Annotated in this window: 13 protein-coding genes; 7 read left to right on the top strand and 6 right to left on the bottom strand. The window is 66.7% G+C overall.

All coding sequences use genetic code 11. The annotated features are described in order from the left end of the window. The first annotated feature begins 210 nt into the window (after positions 1-210). Both CXY77_RS17690 and dnaE read left to right on the top strand, forming a co-directional pair. The gene (locus CXY77_RS17690) at positions 211-483 is read left to right on the top strand and encodes a hypothetical protein (protein ID WP_092339679.1); all 273 of its coding nucleotides are present in this window, start codon (positions 211-213) and stop codon (positions 481-483) included. Next, positions 480-3,974, top strand: coding sequence for a DNA polymerase III subunit alpha (gene dnaE / locus CXY77_RS17685; protein ID WP_104090651.1), 3,495 nt, complete (start codon positions 480-482; stop codon positions 3,972-3,974). Before CXY77_RS17690 ends, dnaE begins: the two co-directional genes overlap by 4 nt. A gap of 31 nt (positions 3,975-4,005) precedes the next feature. On the opposite strand, the gene CXY77_RS17680 is transcribed toward dnaE, so the two are convergent. Next, positions 4,006-6,267, bottom strand: coding sequence for a transglycosylase domain-containing protein (locus CXY77_RS17680; RefSeq protein ID WP_140425577.1), 2,262 nt, complete (start codon positions 6,265-6,267; stop codon positions 4,006-4,008). Positions 6,268-6,433: 166 nt separating this feature from the next. On the opposite strand from CXY77_RS17680, the gene CXY77_RS17675 reads away from it, so the two are divergent. Continuing rightward, positions 6,434-6,997 (top strand): glutamate-cysteine ligase family protein, encoded by a 564-nt coding sequence (locus tag CXY77_RS17675; RefSeq protein WP_104130626.1) that lies wholly within the window; start codon positions 6,434-6,436, stop codon positions 6,995-6,997. Here CXY77_RS17675 and CXY77_RS17670 read toward each other — a convergent pair. Both CXY77_RS17670 and CXY77_RS20235 read right to left on the bottom strand, forming a co-directional pair. Continuing rightward, positions 6,994-9,087 carry a YhgE/Pip domain-containing protein gene (locus CXY77_RS17670; protein WP_233197545.1) on the bottom strand — a complete coding sequence of 698 codons (2,094 nt, stop codon included), beginning with the start codon at positions 9,085-9,087 and terminating at the stop codon, positions 6,994-6,996. The genes CXY77_RS17675 and CXY77_RS17670 overlap by 4 nt on opposite strands. Before the next feature lie 12 nt (positions 9,088-9,099). Then, on the bottom strand, positions 9,100-9,954 hold the full coding sequence (locus CXY77_RS20235) for a hypothetical protein (RefSeq protein ID WP_158252878.1): 855 nt from the start codon (positions 9,952-9,954) through the stop codon (positions 9,100-9,102). A gap of 117 nt (positions 9,955-10,071) precedes the next feature. Here CXY77_RS20235 and CXY77_RS20230 point away from each other — a divergent pair, with 117 nt between their 5' ends. The 3 genes from CXY77_RS20230 to CXY77_RS17650 all read left to right on the top strand — a co-directional run bounded on the left by CXY77_RS20230 (position 10,072) and on the right by CXY77_RS17650 (position 12,358). Continuing rightward, complete coding sequence (locus CXY77_RS20230) at positions 10,072-10,824, top strand: TetR/AcrR family transcriptional regulator (RefSeq protein WP_233197501.1); 753 nt, start codon at positions 10,072-10,074, stop codon at positions 10,822-10,824. Between the two features lie 80 nt (positions 10,825-10,904). Next, a complete protein-coding gene (locus CXY77_RS17655; RefSeq protein ID WP_140425574.1) occupies positions 10,905-11,501 on the top strand; it encodes a hypothetical protein in 597 nt (198 codons plus the stop codon). Between the two features lie 215 nt (positions 11,502-11,716). Then, positions 11,717-12,358 carry a PKD domain-containing protein gene (locus CXY77_RS17650; RefSeq protein ID WP_104130621.1) on the top strand — a complete coding sequence of 214 codons (642 nt, stop codon included), beginning with the start codon at positions 11,717-11,719 and terminating at the stop codon, positions 12,356-12,358. Between the two features lie 55 nt (positions 12,359-12,413). Here the strand turns inward: CXY77_RS17650 and CXY77_RS17645 are convergent, their stop codons facing one another. Together CXY77_RS17645 and CXY77_RS17640 are read right to left on the bottom strand one after the other, a co-directional pair. Beyond that, positions 12,414-14,087 (bottom strand): flotillin family protein, encoded by a 1,674-nt coding sequence (locus CXY77_RS17645; protein ID WP_158252876.1) that lies wholly within the window; start codon positions 14,085-14,087, stop codon positions 12,414-12,416. 187 nt (positions 14,088-14,274) lie between these two features. Then, complete coding sequence (locus CXY77_RS17640; RefSeq protein ID WP_158252875.1) at positions 14,275-16,635, bottom strand: caspase family protein; 2,361 nt, start codon at positions 16,633-16,635, stop codon at positions 14,275-14,277. Between CXY77_RS17640 and CXY77_RS20225 the strand changes: the two genes are divergently transcribed. After that, entirely contained in the window at positions 16,610-17,074 is a 465-nt protein-coding gene (locus tag CXY77_RS20225) for a hypothetical protein (RefSeq protein ID WP_158252874.1), read from the top strand. The two genes, CXY77_RS17640 and CXY77_RS20225, sit on opposite strands and share 26 nt — an antisense overlap. Before the next feature lie 3 nt (positions 17,075-17,077). Here the strand turns inward: CXY77_RS20225 and CXY77_RS17630 are convergent, their stop codons facing one another. Next, the gene (locus CXY77_RS17630; RefSeq protein ID WP_104130617.1) at positions 17,078-17,698 is read right to left on the bottom strand and encodes a caspase family protein; all 621 of its coding nucleotides are present in this window, start codon (positions 17,696-17,698) and stop codon (positions 17,078-17,080) included. Positions 17,699-17,865: the final 167 nt, after the last annotated feature.

Genomic DNA, 17,865 nt, shown 5'->3' with positions numbered 1-17,865 from the left:
ATCGCAGGCTCCGGCTGTCTCACGAGCATCCGCCCATGGCGCATGTCGGTGGAGTGACATACACTTTTACCTAGAAGACATATTCGATAGCAGTTGATTTCGACGAGATTTTGCTCGAACTCATTGTGGGATTTTTTTAACCATCGCTCATCAGGTTTTTACCATTATCGCCCACCCCGAGCCACCCGTCACGAGCCTAGGGAGCCCACCTTGCCCCACATTATTGACGCACCAGTCGACGTTGAGCTGTCCCCCGACGGCGACCCGCGCGCGTTCATCTGGAATCGGTTCGAACACACCGTCATCGGTCAGCCGCAGGCCGTATTCAAACGCACCCGATGGTGGGAAAACGAGGGAACCCCCACCCGCATCGACACCGAACTGTGGCGGCTCGATGCCTGCCGTGGCGGCGAAGAGCAGCACCGCTACGACCTGCGCCGCAGCACCGACGGGTCCTGGACTTTAGCATTGGACTGGGGATGAGCACCGCACCGGGGACGACTTTCAGTCACCTGCACGTCGCGAGCGCCTACTCGACCCACTACGGGGTGACGCTTCCCGAAGCCCTGGCCGAGCAGGCGGCCGCGCAGGGCGCGAATTTTCTGGCCGTCACCGACCGTGACGGACTCTACGGCGCAGTCAAACACGTGCGCGCCTGCGTGGCCGCCGGCATCCGCCCCGGGCTCGGCGCCGAACTCGCCGTGCACGACGACCAGTATCGCCCGCTCGGTCGGGTGGTCGTGCTCGCCCACGGCCAGACGGCGGGTAGAGGCTACGCCGCACTTTGCCGCGCGGTCAGTGCCGCCCACAGCACCGATCGAGACGCACTTCAGCACGGCGCCGCCGGCCACGACGCACCCCAGAACAGCACAGCCCAGCACAGCACCGCCCACGGCGCAGCTGCCGGCCCGAGCATTTCGCGCGCCCGCCTGGCCGACCTGGCCGGCCTGGCCTCCCTCACCGTGCTGCTCGGCCCCGATTCCGACGTAGGCCTGGCCATCGGCCGCCGCGACAATTCAGATGCCGCGGCGCGGCTGGCCCACTGGCAGCGCGCCCTGCCCGCAGGCACCGTCGTGCTCGAAATCGTCTGCCACCTCGCCGAAAGCGGCACCGTCGGCAGTGTCACTCCGGCCACGCGCATGCTCGCCCTGGCCGAGAACGCCGGACTGCCGGCGGTGCTCAGCAATGCCGTGCGCTACGGCACCCCCGACGAAGCGGTCACCGCCGACCTCGCCGATGCCGCCCGCTTTCTGCTGCCGCTCGCCGAGCTCGAAACCCCCCAAACCAATGGTCAGGCCTGGCTCAAACCGGCCGGCGCGATGCGCCAGGTGGCCCGCATGGTCGTCGACGCCGGCCTGCACGACAACGGGGCGCTCGAACGACTGCTGGGCGACACCGAGCAGCTCGGCGACCGCTGCAGCCTCGACCCCGTGAGCGACATCGGCCTCGGCCGCCCGCGCATGCCGGAGGCGCGCATCATCGGCGTCACCGGCGACCCGGTCACCGAGCTGTGGCGCCGCGCCCGAAGCGGCATCGCCGAGCTGTACTCGGCGAGCGGCTCACGCGCGGTCGAAGCGGCCCACCATCAGCTCGCCCACGAGATGAAAACGGTCGAACACTTAGGCTTTGCCAGCTACTTTCTCACCGTGTCGCGGGTGGCCGACATTATTCGCGGAATGGGCATTCGCATTCAGGCCCGCGGTTCAGGGGTCGGGTCGGTGCTCAACTATGCGCTGCACACCTCCTCGGTCGAACCGATCGCGAACGGCCTGCTCTGGGAGCGTTTTCTCTCCCCCGAGCGCCAGACCCTGCCCGATATCGACATCGACGTCGAGTCAGCGAGGCGGCACGATATCTACCGCGAGGTCTTTCGCGCTTTCGGCAGCGACCGGGTCTCGCTCATGTCGATGACCAACGCCTACCGGGGCCGCGGCGCCGTGCGTGACGCCGGCCTCGCGCTCGGCCTGCCCGACGCCCAGATCAACGTGATCGCCAAGCAGATGTGGCGGTTCAACGCCCGCGACTTTCGCCGCGCCCTCGAGGAGAAACCCGAACTCGAGGCCCTCGCCACCGAGGTGCGCGAATCGCAGCAACTCGATCTGCTGGTGGACCTCACCGCGAAACTCGACCGGCTCCCCCGGCATATCTCGGTGCACCCGTGCGGCGTGATCCTCTCCGACGCGAGCCTGCTCGACCGCACCCCGGTGCAGGCGAGCGGCATGGGCCTGCCCATGTCGCAGTACGACAAGCACGACATGGACCCGATGGGCCTGATCAAGCTCGACATTCTCGGCGTGCGCATGCAGTCGGCCATGGCGCACGCTGTTGAAGAGCACCACCGGCTCACCGGCGAGAGTATCGACCTCGACCGGGTGCCGCTCGACGATGCGAAAACGTTCGAGCTGATTCGTTCCACCCGCACCCTCGGCATCTTTCAAATCGAATCCCCCGGCCAGATGGAGCTGGTCGGCAAGCTGCAACCCGAGGTGTTCAACGACCTCACCGTGGAGATCTCGCTGTTTCGACCCGGCCCGATGAAAAACAACATGCCGCTCAAATATTTGCAGGCCAGGCACGGCGAGGTCGCGCCCGATTACATTCACCCCCGGTTCGAGCCTATTTTGCGCGAAACCAAGGGCGTCGTGATCTTTCACGAACAGGTCATGCGGTTGTTCGACGAACTCACCGGCTGCGGCCTCGGCAAAGCGGATGTCTTTCGCCGCCACCTGGGGAAGCCGGAGCAACTCCCCCAGATCGAGGAGTATCTGCGCGAGAAAGCGCTCGCCCGCGGCTTCAGCGTGAAGGTGATCGACCAGATCTGGACGGTGCTTGCGGGGTTCGGTAGCTTCGGCTTCGCCAAGGCGCACGGCGCCGCCTTCGCCCTGCCCACCTACCAGTCGGCCTGGCTGAAAACCCACCATCCGGCCGCCTTCCTGGCCGGGCTGCTCACCCACGACCCCGGCATGTGGCCCAAAGACCTCATCGTGGCCGAAGCCCGGGTACTCGGGGTGCCGGTGCTCCCCCTCGACGTGCAGTCGAGCGCGCTGGATTACCGCGTGGAAGATCTCGCCGACGGGAGCCAGGGCATCCGTTTGGCGCTGCCTGAGCTGGTCGGCAGCACCGAAGCCGAGCGGGCGCGCATTGCCCAGCACCAGCCGTTTGGGTCGCTGCAGGACTTTCGTGACCGGGTGCACCCCCGCAGGCGCACGTTCGAAGCGCTGGCCCGGGTCGGCGCCCTCGACACGTTCATCGGCTACGACCGGGCCCGGCGGCACGAGCTACTCGCGCACATTCAGTCGTTGCGCGGCACGGCCGTGGTCATTCGTGCCGACCAGCTCGCGTTCGAGGTGGAGCTGCCGGTGCCGCGCTACTCCGGCGACCGTGCGGGTGCCATCACCTCGCTCGAGCTGCGCGGTCGAACCCAGACCGACCTGGAGCTGCTCGATCTGAACCTGGCCGTCGGATCACACCAGATGAAACGCTTTCACTCACTGTTCAAGGAGTTGGGGGTGACGCCGGCGAGCGAGCTCGGCAACCTGCCCGGCGGCACCGAGGTTCTGCTCGCCGGGGTGCGGCGGGCTACGAACACGCCGCCGATGCGCGGCGGCCGCCGCGTGGTGTTCATCAGCCTCGACGACGGCACCGGCCCGGTCGCGAACGTCGTGTTCTTTCACGACGCACAGGAACGAGTGGGCGGGCAGGTGTTCCAGACCAATTACATGCTCGTGCGCGGTCGAACACGGCGCTCCGGCGCCAAGGGAGTGTCGGTGACCGGGGAGAATCTGTGGAACCTGTTCGATGTGGCCCGCCAGGTGAAGGAACGCCACGCCGTTGAACGCGCCGCCGCGGAGGAAGCAGCCATTGCTGCCGCCTACGCCGCCGAACTTGCGGCGCATCCGTTGCTGCGCACCCCGGCGCAGCAGTCTTCGGGCGGCGGCACCCTGCACCAGCTCACTGCGGCGCAGAGTGCCTAGCCAACAAGCGGCCGGCACCGCTGGCCGGGCGCTACTGGCCGGGCGGCGCCGGAGCCGTCTCCGGCGGGGCGGGTGCGGCCGGCGGAGCCACCGGCGCCACGACCGGTGGCGCCACGACCACGGGCGGTGGAATGTACTTGGGGGCGAGTTCGTCGAAGGCATCACCGCCGTACTTGGCGTTGACGACCGACATCACGACCGGCCACATGCGGTGCCGCGCCGTCGCGATCTGGTCACGCCCAAAGAACTGCCGCCGCTGACTGAGTGATCCCGTCACACTCACCACGGCGACTACCGTGGCCACCTTGGTGCTTGCGCCGCTCATCCAGGTGTCTTTGGCACCATCCGTTGTTCCGGTCTTGCCGATCATCGGTACATTCGGTTTCGTATTCGAGTTGGATTGTTGTCCGGTGCCGCTCGTCATCACCCGGTGCATGGCGTAGGCCATGCCGGCGGCGACCGTCGAATCCACCGATTGCGTGCAGACCGACGGCGGCACCGCGACCTCCACGCCGCCGCGGTCGACGATACGGTCGATGGCGATCGGCGAACAGGTGACGCCCTTATTGGCGATGCCGGCGAAGGCGACGGCCATGGTCAGCGGCGCAACCTCATTGGTTCCGATCACGGTCGCTGCGGACTGCGACAGCGGGTTACCGTCGGCCCGGTGCACACCGAACGCCTCCGCAGTTTTGCGGATACCGCAGAGGTCCAGCCGCTTCGCCATGCCGATGAAGCCGGTGTTGATTGAGCCGACGGTGGCTTGCAGCGCACTGTAGTTGGCACCGGATTCGTTGGCGTCGTTGCGCGGGTTGAAGGGTGGTTTCTCCTTGTCGTAATTCTGGGTCCCGAGGCAGCTGTCTTGAAAGGTGCCCCAGTTGGACTTGCGCCGGGAGTCCACGCGTTCGTTGAGCGAGTGCCCTTCTTTGAGCCATTCGGCCAGGGTGAAGACCTTATAGGTCGACCCCGGCTGGAAACCGCTCGAACCGCCCTCGGCGAAGTCCGTGGCGTAGTTGATTCCGGTGTAGTTGGCACCGGTCGCCTGCACCGTGGGGTCCTGGCTGTAGTCCTTGTTCTGGGTCATGGCCAGCACCCGGCCGGTGCCGACCTGCACGCTCGTGATCACCGCGCCCACGTCCCCGCCGGCGTAGACCTTGGGAACCTGCTGATTCATGGTGGTCACGGCCGCGCCCTGCACGTCGAGGTCGAGGGTCGTGTAGACGTCATAGCCGCCTCGGCGAAAGTTGAGCATGCGGGTGGCAGCGTCGGCGCCGAAGGTGGGATCGGTCTGCAGAATCTTGGTCACATAGTCGCAGAAGAACGCGTTGGCTGCGGCGGTCTGGCAGCCGGTGCTGGGTTCGGTGATCACGGGTTCGACCGGTGCCGCCAGGGCCGCTTCGTAGTCGGCCTCGGCGATCTTTTTGTAGCGCAGCATCTCACGCAGAATGTAGTCGCGGCGCTGCTTGTTCGCGGCGTAACCGTTGGCGGCCCCATTGGTCTCGCTGGCCGGCTTGTCGAGCTGGAACTTGACCGGGTTGTTCACGATCGCCACCAGGCTGGCCGCCTGCGGCAGGGTGAGGTTGGCCGCGGTGCTGTTGAAGTAATAGTTGGCGGCGGCTTCGATGCCATAGACGGTGCCGCCGAAGCCGGTGATATTGAAATACTGCTGCAGGATGTCGTGCTTGCTGTACTTCTTCTCGACCCCGATGGCGAGCCGCATCTCTTTGAGCTTGCGGTCGGGCGTGGTCTCGGTCGCCGCGGTGTAGCAGGCATCGTGCGCGCGCTTGTCGGTGATCACCTCGCACTTCTGTACCAGCACGTTCTTAACGTACTGCTGAGAAATGGATGACCCGCCCTGGGTGTCTCCCCCTGCCACCGTCGTTGCCGTGGCTCGCAGGGTGCCCTGCAAATCGACCCCGCCGTGCTCGTAGAACCGTGGGTCTTCTCCCGACACCGCGGCATCCTTCGCAAACTGGCTGATCGCATCCCACCCCACCTCGATGCGATTCTGATCGTAGAACGAGGCGAGCAGTTCGAAGGTTCCGTCACTGCGGGTCGCAAAAATGTCGCTCTTCTGCGAGAGGGGCTCGATGTTGATGTAGCCGGGCAGATTCTCGAACACCGAAATGGTATTGGTGGCAGCCATACCCGAGAGCGCAACGACAGGGGTTACCGACACGGTGACCAGAATGCCGGCCACCGCGCTCATCGCGACGAACCCGAGCATCCCGCCGAGAACGCCGTGCAGAGAACGCCGCCACGATTGGGCCGCGCCGGCTGGAACCTCGGTCACTTGCACCACGTTTACCCCCAACTGAGTCGATCAGTGCGAGAGCCAACGCCTGCACATCGGTTGCCAATTAATTGTCATGTTAGTCACCTGTGGGCTCGAATGTGACCGGCTGGCCGATCTGAGAATGTATCGGCTTGATACCGGTTTGTGAGTAGTATCCGCTGACCTGCTCGCCTTTCGATCACGGCTGGCGCGCGCTGCCGTGGCCCGCGGGGTGCTCGCGGCCGGCGTGGGCGCGCCGTTCCAGACCGAGGGCTGGCCTGAGGTGACCGATGTGGAGCGCTACCACACCGTCGAGACCGAATTTCGGGGGTTGGTGCCGGATCACCTCATCAACGGGCTTCACGTGCACGTGGGCATTCCCAGCCGTGATGCCGGGGTGCAGGCGCTCAACCGGGTGCGCGTTTGGCTGCCGACGCTGCTCGCGCTGGCCGTGAATTCGCCGTTCTGGCACGGAGCCGATACCGACTTCTCCAGCTGGCGGAGCGTGCACATGCGCCGGTGGTCCACGATCGGAACCCTGGAGAGTGCGCTGATCGTGACGGACGAGCTGCTGCGCTATGCCGGCGATGCGATTGACGAGGTGGGCAATCGCGAGCGAATTGTGGGGCTGCTGGCGCGGGCGCGGCGACTCGGGACCGGAGCCGAACGCCAGCGGGCCGCCATGAGAAGCGGCGGGCAGCCGGCGCTGGCCGCCCTGCTCAGGCAGGCGCTGACCGCGCACGACTAGATCTTCAGCGACGGGTGCAGCTTGGCGATCGACCAGATCTTCATCGAACGACTGGCGAAGACCGAAACGGCGAACGCTCCGATTCCGAAAGCGATCAGGGCGAGAAGGTCAACCAGAATCGCGCTCGTGAAGCCCTCGGCGATGAGTCGCCGCACGCCGTCGACCGCGTAGGTCATCGGCAAGGCCGGGCTGATCCACTGGAAGAAGCCGGGCGACGTCTGAACCGGGTAGGTGCCTCCGGCCGAGGCCAACTGCAGAATCAGCAGTAACAAGGCCACCAGCCGACCGCGCCCGCCAAGCAGGGCGATCAGGCTGTGGTGAATGGCCGTGAACACGAGCGCGACAATCACCGTGAAGGCGGCGAGGGCCGCGAAATTGGCGGCTTCCAGCCCCACCAGAAAGTGCAGCACGGCGAGCAGAAGTCCGGCCTGCAGCAATCCAAACAGCAGCCCAGGGGCGAGGCCGGTCAGCGCCACCCGCACCGGCCGGGCAGTGGATGCGACGGCCTGCGGCGACAGCGGACGGAACAGAAAGTACATGCCGATTCCGCCGACCCAGAGCGCGAGCGGAATGAAGTACGCCGCGATGCCCTCGCCATAGAATCCGACGGCATTCTCGCGCACATGCTCCGCGGCAACTGGTTCGGAAGTCACCGCGGCGAGTTCGCTGGCCTGCGCGGACGTGTAGCTCGGCACCTGCGTCACGCCCGACTGCAGCGAGGTGCTCAGACTGTCGGCACCGGTCGCGAGCTGGCCGAGGCCGTCGGCGAGGGTGCTCGCGCCGGTGCTGGCGGTCGTCGCGCCGGCGGCCAGCGTGCTGGCGCCGGCCGCAGCGCTGTCGGCACCGGTGGCGAGCGAGGCAGCACCCGCGGAGAGCGATGCCGCGCCGGTTGAGACGGATTGGGCTCCGGCCGAGACGCTCGACGCTCCCGTGGCGAGGGTCGCGGCGCCGTCGGCGAGCGTGCCGATGCCGGCGACGAGTGGTGTCGCGCTCTGGTTCAGAATGTTGGCCCCGGCTACGACGGTCGCGGCGCCCGCCGCGAGATCCGCGATCGATCCGCCGCCGGTGGCGAGGGCCGCGTTCAGCTGGGTCAGGGTCCAGTCAGGGTGCGCAGCCGTGAGCGCGGCGATCGTGCCGAGAGTCGTGGAAACGGTTTGGGTACCCGCCGCCAGCCGGGCCGTGGCGGTCGGCAGTGTGCTCACGCTCGCGTCGAGGGTGGCCGCGCCCGTCGCGAGCGCTGCCGATCCGCTCGCGACCTCCGCCGCACCGTTCGCCACACTCGACGACCCGGTGGCCAGGGTGCTCGCGCCGGTGGCGAGGGTGTGGGTGCCGGCGTCCACTTGGGACACCCCGCTCGCGAGCGTGGCTGCGCCGTCGGAGAGGGTGCCGAGGCCGATCACGAGTTGCGCCGACCCGTCGCTCGCGCTCGTGGCGCCGTCGCTGAGGGTGAGTGCGCCGTTGGCGGCCTGAGCGAGGCTGTCGTGCACACTCGTGAACCCCAGGTAGACGTTGTCCAGGTAGGTCGCCGAGATGGACGTCGACAGCTCGGTGCGTATCGCGGCGGTGACCGATTTCGTGACCTGCCCCACGATGAAGTTCGAAGCGTCGTCGGTGTACACGCGCAGGCGGGCCTGCTCGGGGGCGAAAACGGATGCTGCGGTGCCGGTCGTCGTGGCGGCGGGGTTCACAGCGCCGGGGTTTGCAGCGGTCGAGGCCAGGGTGCTCGAGAAATCGGCGGGAACGACGAGCACGGCGAAATTCTGGTTATCGGCGCGCGAGCTGCGGGCATCCGCTTCGCTGGTGGCACTGCTCCAGGTGAAGCCAGCACTGTCGCTGCCCACGAGGGAGTCGACCAGGCCGGCGCCGGCGTCAATGGTCTGCTCGCGGCCGTCCGTGCCGGTGACGTTCGCGGCCATGTCGTTGTTGACGATGACGGCGTGTAGTTCGCCGATGTTGCCGCTCGTGTTCCAGTTGGCCGAGAGATAGACGCCGCCATAGATGGCGGGAACGGCGGCGATCATGAGCAGCGCCACGATGGCCAAGCGGGAAGACCGAAACCGGGACAGCTCGATGCTGGGCAGTGAAAACATCTTGGCCACGGTTCAGGCCTTCCGGGTGGACGCGGTCAGGGTGCGGGCTGTGAGGGTGCGGTCGGCGGAATCCAGGTCGAGCAGGTACACCGGGCGGGCTGGCGCGGGGTGGACGTCGGCGCCGACGCGTTCGAGGATCTCGACGAGCTCCTTGGGGTCCTGCCCGCTCGCCGCGATCGTGAGATCGTGCCAGCCCGCCATGCGCAGAACGAGCAGTGCGGCCCAGGCGCGGGTGCGGTCATCCGTGTCGCGCAGGGTGTCGACGTCATCGACGATCAGCAGGCGTGGCCGGCCGATCAGGGCCAGGACGACGCCGAGCACCGCACGATCGAGCGGTTGCAGGTCGACGATGCGATCGGTGCCGGTCAGTCGCGGCAGGCCGGCATGTCGTTGCTCAAGGATTTCGCCGGCCCGCGAATCGACCTGACGCAGCAGCGCGTTCACCCGAACCAAGCAGAGTGTTACCGTTTTCTGGCTGACCAGCGGTTTCCACCACGGTTGACGGAGCACGAGGGCAGCCGCGATCTGGCGCTCAACCGTGAGATCGTCGTCGAGGCGGTTTACGATCGGCGTCTCGGCGAGGGCCGACAGGTGCCGCACCTGCCCGCCGCTCTGGCGCAGCGGATGTCCGAACACGGTCGCCGTTCCGGCGAACCCACGCAGGCGGCCGGCCAGAGCGAGCAGCAGCGCTGTCTTGCCCGAGGCGAACCGGCCCGACACGACGAAGAGTGCACCGACCGGAATAGCGAGGTTAGTGGCGCCGATCACGGTCTGGCCACCGTTTCGAATCGTGAAGTTGCTCGCTCGGATGGCGAGGGCGATTTCAGTCGAGTCGATAGCGGGGGTCGAAGCGGAGTCGAGGGTCATGCAGAGTTCCATCCAACGTTGGGTTGTGCGGGGCGCAATGCCGCCGTAGTATTTTCAATACCGAGAGTATCCAATACCCAAAGTATCCGCTTGTCAACAGCAATCCGAAAGACACTCATGGACGAGACGCCAGGCACGACACCCGAGATGGCATCAGGAACGGCTCACGCTCGTGGCACCTCGCGCGTTCTCGCGGCCGACTCCGCGTTGGCACCCGAAACGTCGCCCAATCTCGCACCAGCCCTCGCGCGCGACGCCCCGCCACCGGCTCGCAAACGACCCCTGCGCACCGACGTACGTGCGGATATTCTGCGGGCGGCGACCGAGCAATTCTTCGAATCCGGCTACCTCGGAACCAAACTCGACGACGTGGCGACGCGGGCCGGGTACACCAAGGGCGCCGTGTACTCCAATTTCGGCTCCAAGCAAGCCCTATTCGGATCGATCCTGAATGAGCGCCTGGCTACCCTGCTCAGCGGTCGGCTCGCGACCCTTCTCGGCGACGAGATACGGCTCGACGACGCGGCGCTCGCCCGCATCGCCCGCCGTCTGGCCGAGACCCTGGTCGAAGACGGCCCCTGGCACCTGCTGCTCATGGAACTGGCCGTTCATGCGGCCCGCAACCCCCAGGCCGCGGATCTCTATCGCCAGAGTCGGCGGAGCGTGCGCCTCGCCCTCGGCGCGGTGATCCTGGAACGCGCCGACCAATTCGGCATCGACCCGGCTGCCCACCGGGTGGACGTGCTCGCTCCCCTCGTTATGTCGGCCACCAATATCTTGGCGCTCGAGCGCATTCTCGACCCGGACTACTTCACGAACGAGGTGCAGTCCCGCATGATTGAGGGGCTTCTGGTGGGGACTCTGCGATAGTTTTTAGCGCAATTTGAGCCCCGCCACCAGCCTGTGGAGAACTTAAACGGGATTGTAGCAATCCGGTCTACTGTGGCCCCATGCGAAATCCGTCGCGCCGCCGCCCGATGCACACTGCTGTGCTCAACGCTCTCGTGCTGTCTGTCTCCGTTGTTTTCCTAAGCGGATGCATGGCCGCTCCCGCCCCGCCCGTCCCGGCAACGCCGGTCGCCGTGGCTAGTCCCGAGCCCACCGTGACTCCCCCGGTCTTCGCGTCGAACGACGAGGCGCTGGCGGCCGCGACCGCCGCCTTCGGCGAATATCAGTCGATGTCCAACACGATCGCCCACGAAGGCGGAGCAGATCCCGAGAGAATTTCCGATTTTGCAGTCGGGAAAGTTCTCGAGTCAGATCTGGAGACCTATGCCGAGTTCCGGGCTGGAGGACTCCGTATGGTTGGCGATCTTGCATTCGACTCGTTCTCCATCCAGAGTGCGGATCTGTTTTCAGGCGCAGTGACCGCCTATGTATGCCAAGACGTAAGAGAAACGGATGTGGTCGATCTGGGGGGCACAACTGTCATTGCCCCTGGTCGTCCTGATAGCTACCCATTGCAAGTTTCCTTAACTCACGCTGCCACCTCCAACCGACTCCTCGTCGAGAAATCAGACTTATGGTCCGGCAAAAACTTCTGCTAATTCTCCTGGTCGGTCTAACCACCATGTTTCTTCCGATACCAGGCGCCGTTGCCAGCCTGCGCACTGCCGCATGCACGTCACTTGAGAGCGTGCTCGCTACTTGTCCACCAAAGGCGGACGTCACGGGTCCAGGCGTTGACCTATCAGCCGGGTACGGAGGAAGTTCGGGTGACGGAGCGGGCGGCTCCGCCGGCCGCTCCGGGACAGGCTCAACGGTGGTCGAGATCTGCGCACATCCCACAGGGCAACTGACGTCCGAGCAGGAGTGGACGCTCTGTGGCTCCGGCGACTTCCCCGTTGTCTCACGGCACCCCGAGTGGCCCATCACCCTCGCCGCCCCGACAACGCCCTGCGCCATCTGCTCCGCCGCCACCATCGTCACGGTCACCGACCTGCAGAACTTCCCCGCGCCCGCTGCCCCAACCGGTATGGAACCCAACGGCTGGGCGATCGTTGGGCTGGCCGCGAATTTCTGGGCGACAGCCTCCGCTCAGATCGGCGACGGACTCCTGCTCGGCCAGCCAGCCCAGGTTCTATTCACACCGATCGGGTACCGCTGGAATTACGGCGACGGCAGCGCCGCATCGAGCCCAACCGGCGGAGCCAGCTGGGAAGACCTTGGCCTGGCCGAATTCTCCACCACGCCCACCAGCCACAAATACACCGCCAAAGGCACCTACACCGTCACTCTCACCGTTAGCTACCGAGCCGACTACAGCTTCGGCGACCAGGGCTGGCGCCGCGTCGAGGGAATCGTCTCCGTGCCGTCAGCTCCGTTCACCGTCGTCGCAGCGAAAGAATCCACCGTGCTTGTCGCCGAGGACTGCAACGCCAACCCCCACGGCCCCGGCTGCTGACCTGGCCGCACTACCCCACGGCCCGGACTAGAAACCGGGCCGCGGGGCTACATTGCTACGGCAGCAGGCGGTCCCCGGCCTTTTTCGGAAGCCGGGCTGCCGCAGCGCGGGCGATTGCTGCCGCGGCTTCGTCGGCGACTGCGTCGAAGTCGACGCTGTTGATCGAATCAGAAACGGATGCTTCCGCTGCCGACCGTGCAGCTGCGGCGCCGGTCGCCGCCGAGGCACCAACCGACGGTGACGACTCTGCTGAAGGCGCTGCTGTTGAAGGCGAGGTTGCCCCCGAGGGCGACGCGGCGCCGGCCCCTGTGGAACGCACCGACGTAGCAGCAGCAGGCGAAGCGGATGCGCCACTGTGCGCGGGCGCAGCGTTCCGCAAAGCGGCTCCCGCCGTTCCGCCGAGCAGCCCACCGAGGAGGTCCTTGATGCCGATTCCCATGGTGGAGCCGAGCACGGCGTCGACCTCGCTGAAGCCCGACGCGACGTTCTTGGAGAGTTGGCTGGCACCATCCGTTGAAATGACGGTGAGCTGGTCGATGTTCCCCATCGGAGCGGCGAGCTCGTGTGCGATCTGCGGGAGCATTTCGACCAGACGCAGCTGGATGAGCGCCTCGGACTGCTGGGCGACGGCCTCGGCGGAGAGCCGGGTGGCCGTTGCCTCTGCGGTACCCCGGGCGAGGATGGCGTCGGCCTCGGCCTGGCCCTCCGCGCGGGTGGCGTCGGCGTTGGCGACACGGCTGTCGCGATCGGCGGTGGCCTTGGCGACGGATGCCTCGGCGGCCGCGATCGCGGTCACCCGAATTCGGTAGGCGTCAGCGTCGGCAATGGCGTTGACCTCGGATTCCAGCTCGGCCTTGCGCAGGCTGGCGCGACGTTGAGCGGTGAGCTCCTGCTCTTGCACGATGGCCTGCTGTGCCTTGGCCTCGGCGAGAGGCTTGGATGCGGCGGCCTCAGCGGAGGCCTTATCGGTGTCGAGCTGCAGGGCGGCCTTGCGCAGGGCGAGCGTGTTCTGCGCTTCTGCGATGGCCTGCTCGGCGGTGATCAGGGCTTCCTGCGACTCTCGGTTGGCGACGTGCTCGGCAACCTCGGCCTGGCGGCGAACCTTGGCCTGCTCTGCACGACCGATGTCGCGAATGTAGTCGTTCTCGTCGGTAATACCCTTGATCTCGAAGGAGTCAACGTCGAGGCCCTGGTTGGCGAGCGACTCACGCGCGGTGGCAAGCACGGACGTGCCGAGCTCGTCGCGCTTCTGAATGACGGTCATCACGTCGGTCGCGCCGATCGAGGATCGCAGCGAACCGCTCAGTACCTCCTGCGCGAAGCCGTCGATGTTCTTGTCCTGCCCGAGAAACCGCTGGGCGGCGGCGCGGATCGCTGCCGGGTCGTCGCCGACCTTGACGATGGCGACGGCTTCAACCGAGAGCGTGATGCCGTTGCGATCCTGCGCCACGGCAGTGATCTCAATCGCCCGGCTGCGCAGGCTGATCTTGAACGCCTTCTGGAAGAACGGGGTGATGAACACACCCTGTCCGTGCACGACGCGCTGGCCGGATTCCTCGAGCGTGGCACCATCGACGATGGTCTTGCGGCTCTTCTTGCCGGTGATAATGAGGGCTTCGTCGGGCCCGGCATTCTTGTAGATGGTCTTGGCGTAGATCAGGCCGATGAGCAGAACCACAATGATCGTGAAAATGATCCCGGGGATCGGGCTGAACAGAAAATCGAGCATGGAGTCCTTCCGAGGCGCAAGCGCATACATCGTTTCGGCGATCCGGTCGAGCGACCTCGGCGCCGAGCTGTGCATCCAGTCTCGCAGGCCACGGCACCGGATGCGAAAGATGTCGACAATCCGAGTCTGCCGTTGTGCCCATTTCGGCCGGCCAATCGCCGTTTCACGGCGCCCGCGCGCGCCCAGTTCACGGCGCCGCGGGAGCTGCGCCACGACCCCCGGCGACGCCCCCGAATCCCCCTGGCCTACCCGTCGATGAAGTCCGCAGCAGCGCGCAGGAACGCGGCAGCCGCGAGGGCGCGAGCGGCGGCATCCGTTTCGCGCGAGCCGGCGCTGCCCGCCATTCCTGCCGGGCCAGCGGATGCCGCGAGCGGGTCGATCCCGCCCGCGCCGACCCCGCCCGCGCCGACCCCGGCTCCCACGCCGGCGGCCGCGTCAAGCAGAGCCGAAATAGCGCCCGGAATCGTTGCGGAGCCGGACCCAAAGCCCGAACCCGAGCCCGCACCGGCGGCGACCCCGCCCGCGCCGAACCAGCACTGTTAGCACCGGCAACAGATACCGAACCAGCACCGCCAACCAGAGCCCCCAAAAACACCCGCGACTTCGCCGCCCGCGGACCATTGAAATCGGGGTTCTGCCTCGGCTGGCTGGAGAATGCTTCCCGCACCTTGGCCAGGAATTCGGCGTTGGTCAGGCGATTCGCGCTCAGAACCACGAGCAGGCTGGCCGCAACGGTGAAGTTCCCGTGCCCGCCAGTTTCATACGCGACCTCGGTGGGCTTGCACGCACTGAACAGCACTTCCCGGGTCAGCGCCCGCTTGCCGGCCCGAGCGGGCGCGCCGCGCTTGGCCCGATAGTTCCTGCTCGTCTGCTCATCGGGGATGATGAACCGCGCCCGCCGCCCGTGGGGAGCGGATGCCGCACTCAGGTCGGCCACATCGGCCGGCTGCAGCTGCAACCGGCGCTGACCATCACCGGAGTGGCAGGAATCGAAGAAGGCCGTGAGGCTGACGCCGTCGGGCAGCTGGTCGAAGATCTCGCCCAGGTCGTCATCGATGATCAGGTTGCCGTCGCGAAAGTCGATCGGGCAGAGCGCTTCGTCGTACTTCGTCTCCTCGTTGCCGGCCTCGGATTCGTCGCCGTCGAGATCGTCGACGTAGGTGCCGTGGCCGGCGTATTGAAAGACCAGCACATCGCCGGCGACGCTACTGGCGACCAGGTCGAGCAGCCCGAGCAGAATGTTCTGCCGGGTCGCCTCCGCGTCGAGCAGGGTGCGCACCGCGAACCCGGCGATGCTGAATTGCGCAGCCCAGGCCTCGGCATCGGCTACGCAGCCGTAGAGGGCATCGCCGCCCGGATAGGCGTTGATGCCCACACAGAGCGCCTGGTGAGTGCCGACCGGTCGTGGCGCTGCCGGGCCTGCCATAGGCCAAAGTTCGTCGCCGAGATGCCGAGTGGCTGGGAACGACTGGATGCGCGAGCTGCCGGTGACCCGGCGGGCGACGCTGTCCATAGTGGGAATGTCGTTGTCGAAACCGCCGTGACTGGTCGAGGTGCTGCGGCTGGTGAGCGGGCCGCTTGGCGTCTTCGACCAGATGATATCGGCCGCCCCACCGACCCCGGGCGACCCGCTCGCGCCGGACAGCCCGAACAGCCCAGCCAGCACGGGGTCGGCGCGCAGGCATTCCTCGAGTCCGAGGATGGGCGAAAACTCCTCGGGTTCGAACGACGCCCGCACGAGGTAGAGCAGGGACTTTCCGTGGGCGCCGAGGCAGGTGTCGTCGCGTTCGAGTTTCTCGGTCATGGTGAACATGGCGAGGGATTCCACGCCGTGGCCGACCAGGGGCACGATCTGCTTCTCGAAGACGTCGGTGCGCACGGCCGGCGCGAGCAGGCTGAGCGTTTCGATGGCCGGCACCCCGGCTTTCAACGCCGTCGGCAGAAAGAAGGAGTGAAAGATCGACCCGGCGCTGTGCCCGACGGCGTGCACGGTGATCGTGTCGGGATGCGCTGCGCAGTAGGCGCCAAGCGCTTCGGCCACGTAGCGGGCGCCGCCGTCACCGGCCGGGGCCGCCTCGGCCGAACGCTTCATCTGCCCCCAGATCGCCTGGCCCTGCCCGAATCGGGCCGCCAGTTCGAGTACCCGGTCCTTTGCATCGTCGAGCCAGCCGCGGCGACCCTGCGCCCAGTCTCCGACCGCGCTCGTGATGGCCCCGGCGAGGCTGGTCTCCCAGACGAAGTGAATCGGGTAGACGCCGTTCGATTTCCACCAGTCCACCTGGGTGGCCGCGATGCGCAGCCCGGATTGCTCATCGACGAGCCCGCCGTGCGCGTAGAACACCACGGGAACGACGCTGCCATGCTCGGCCACAAAGGCCGGCAGGTGGGTGGCGAAGATGGCGTCGACGTCTTTCTTGGTCGTTGTGAACGCCCCGGTCGACGAGAAAGTGCCGCCGCTGAGGTTGACGACGTGCGGCCGTAGTTTTCGGCTGGTCGCGCTGGCTTCCGATCCGGAGGAGATCGTGCGGTTTCTCTGGGAGAACCCCACCCTGCTCGCGGCGGCGAGAATCGATCCGACCCGGCCGATCGCGGTCGAACGGGTGCGCCCCACCCTGCGCGTCGGCCCCGACGGTTTCGTCGTGTCGGAGATCGGCGCCACCTTCACCCAGGAGTTTCGGCTGAGCGCCGCTGAAGCCCGCAGCCTGGGGCTCGCTACCCGGGCACCGGTGTTCATTCGCGGCGGCGGGCAACTGCGGTTCGACGAGGGCGGGCGCCTCAGCTTCGCCGCCCTCAAACCGATTCTCGATCCCGACCGCCAGCGCGCCAAGCTCGCCGCCGCGCAGCTCGCCACTCGCCCAGCGAATGCCGCCGCTCCCGTCACCCGGCCGGCCGCCGCCCCGCCTGTACCGCCGCAGCCCAGCCCGCGAAAAATCGCCGCGCCGCCCCCCGAGGTCTCGGCCGACCGTCGGCCGACCTTTCATCCCTGAGGTTCAGAACGCCGTGCCCCACGCCGTCGACTTTCCCAAAGCGGATGCCTCCAGCTGCGCACGCTGCGCGAACTTGCGCGCCCGCAACTTCGCGTTGACCTGTTTGATCACCTCACCACGGCTCGAACCGGACTGCAGCGCGTCCAGCAGAAAGTGCGTGAACGCGCCGCTGTGACAGGTGTCGAGGATCACATCGACCAGCACCCCCTTTGGCAGCCGGGCAAACAGGTCGTGCAGTTCATCGTCGACGATGAGAGAGCCCGGGTCCCACGCGGCACCGTTCTGCCGCAGGTCGTAGGTGGCGAAGGCTTCGTCGACCTGGTCGGCTTCGTCGCCGCTCGTGTCGGGCAGCTGCGTGCCGTGGCTCGACATGGTGAAAACGATGTGATCGAGGTGCTCCCCCGGCGCGTTCGCCCGGTCCAGCGCCTCGGTCATCGCGCCGAACGCAGCGTCCTTGGTCGCTGCCTGGTCGGTCAGCACGGTGATGCTCGCGTCGGCGAATCCGAAACCCGAGGCGAGCAGCTCCCTGACATCGTTGGCGTCGTTCACGCAGCCGTTCAGCCAGCTCGCCATCGGCAGATTCTCGAACTTGTTGATTCCCACGCAGAGAGCGAATTGAGTCATGATGGTCCAAATCTGACAGAGCCAACACAAGCGGATGCCGCGGGTGCCAGCTGCACACTCCGCGCGAACCGAGGGTAGCCGCAGGGGCGTTACCGGCGAGTTACTCGGGCGCCGCGCTCGCGGGTGCGAAAGCATCCGTTTTGGGGGTATCGGCATTGACAACCGAG

It is taken from the genome of Cryobacterium sp. N21 (genome assembly GCF_002929575.1).
Taxonomy (GTDB): Bacteria; Actinomycetota; Actinomycetes; order Actinomycetales; family Microbacteriaceae; genus Cryobacterium; species Cryobacterium flavum.
Note: the sequence above shows the minus strand (reverse complement) of the source record. Positions and strands in the feature narration are given on the sequence as shown.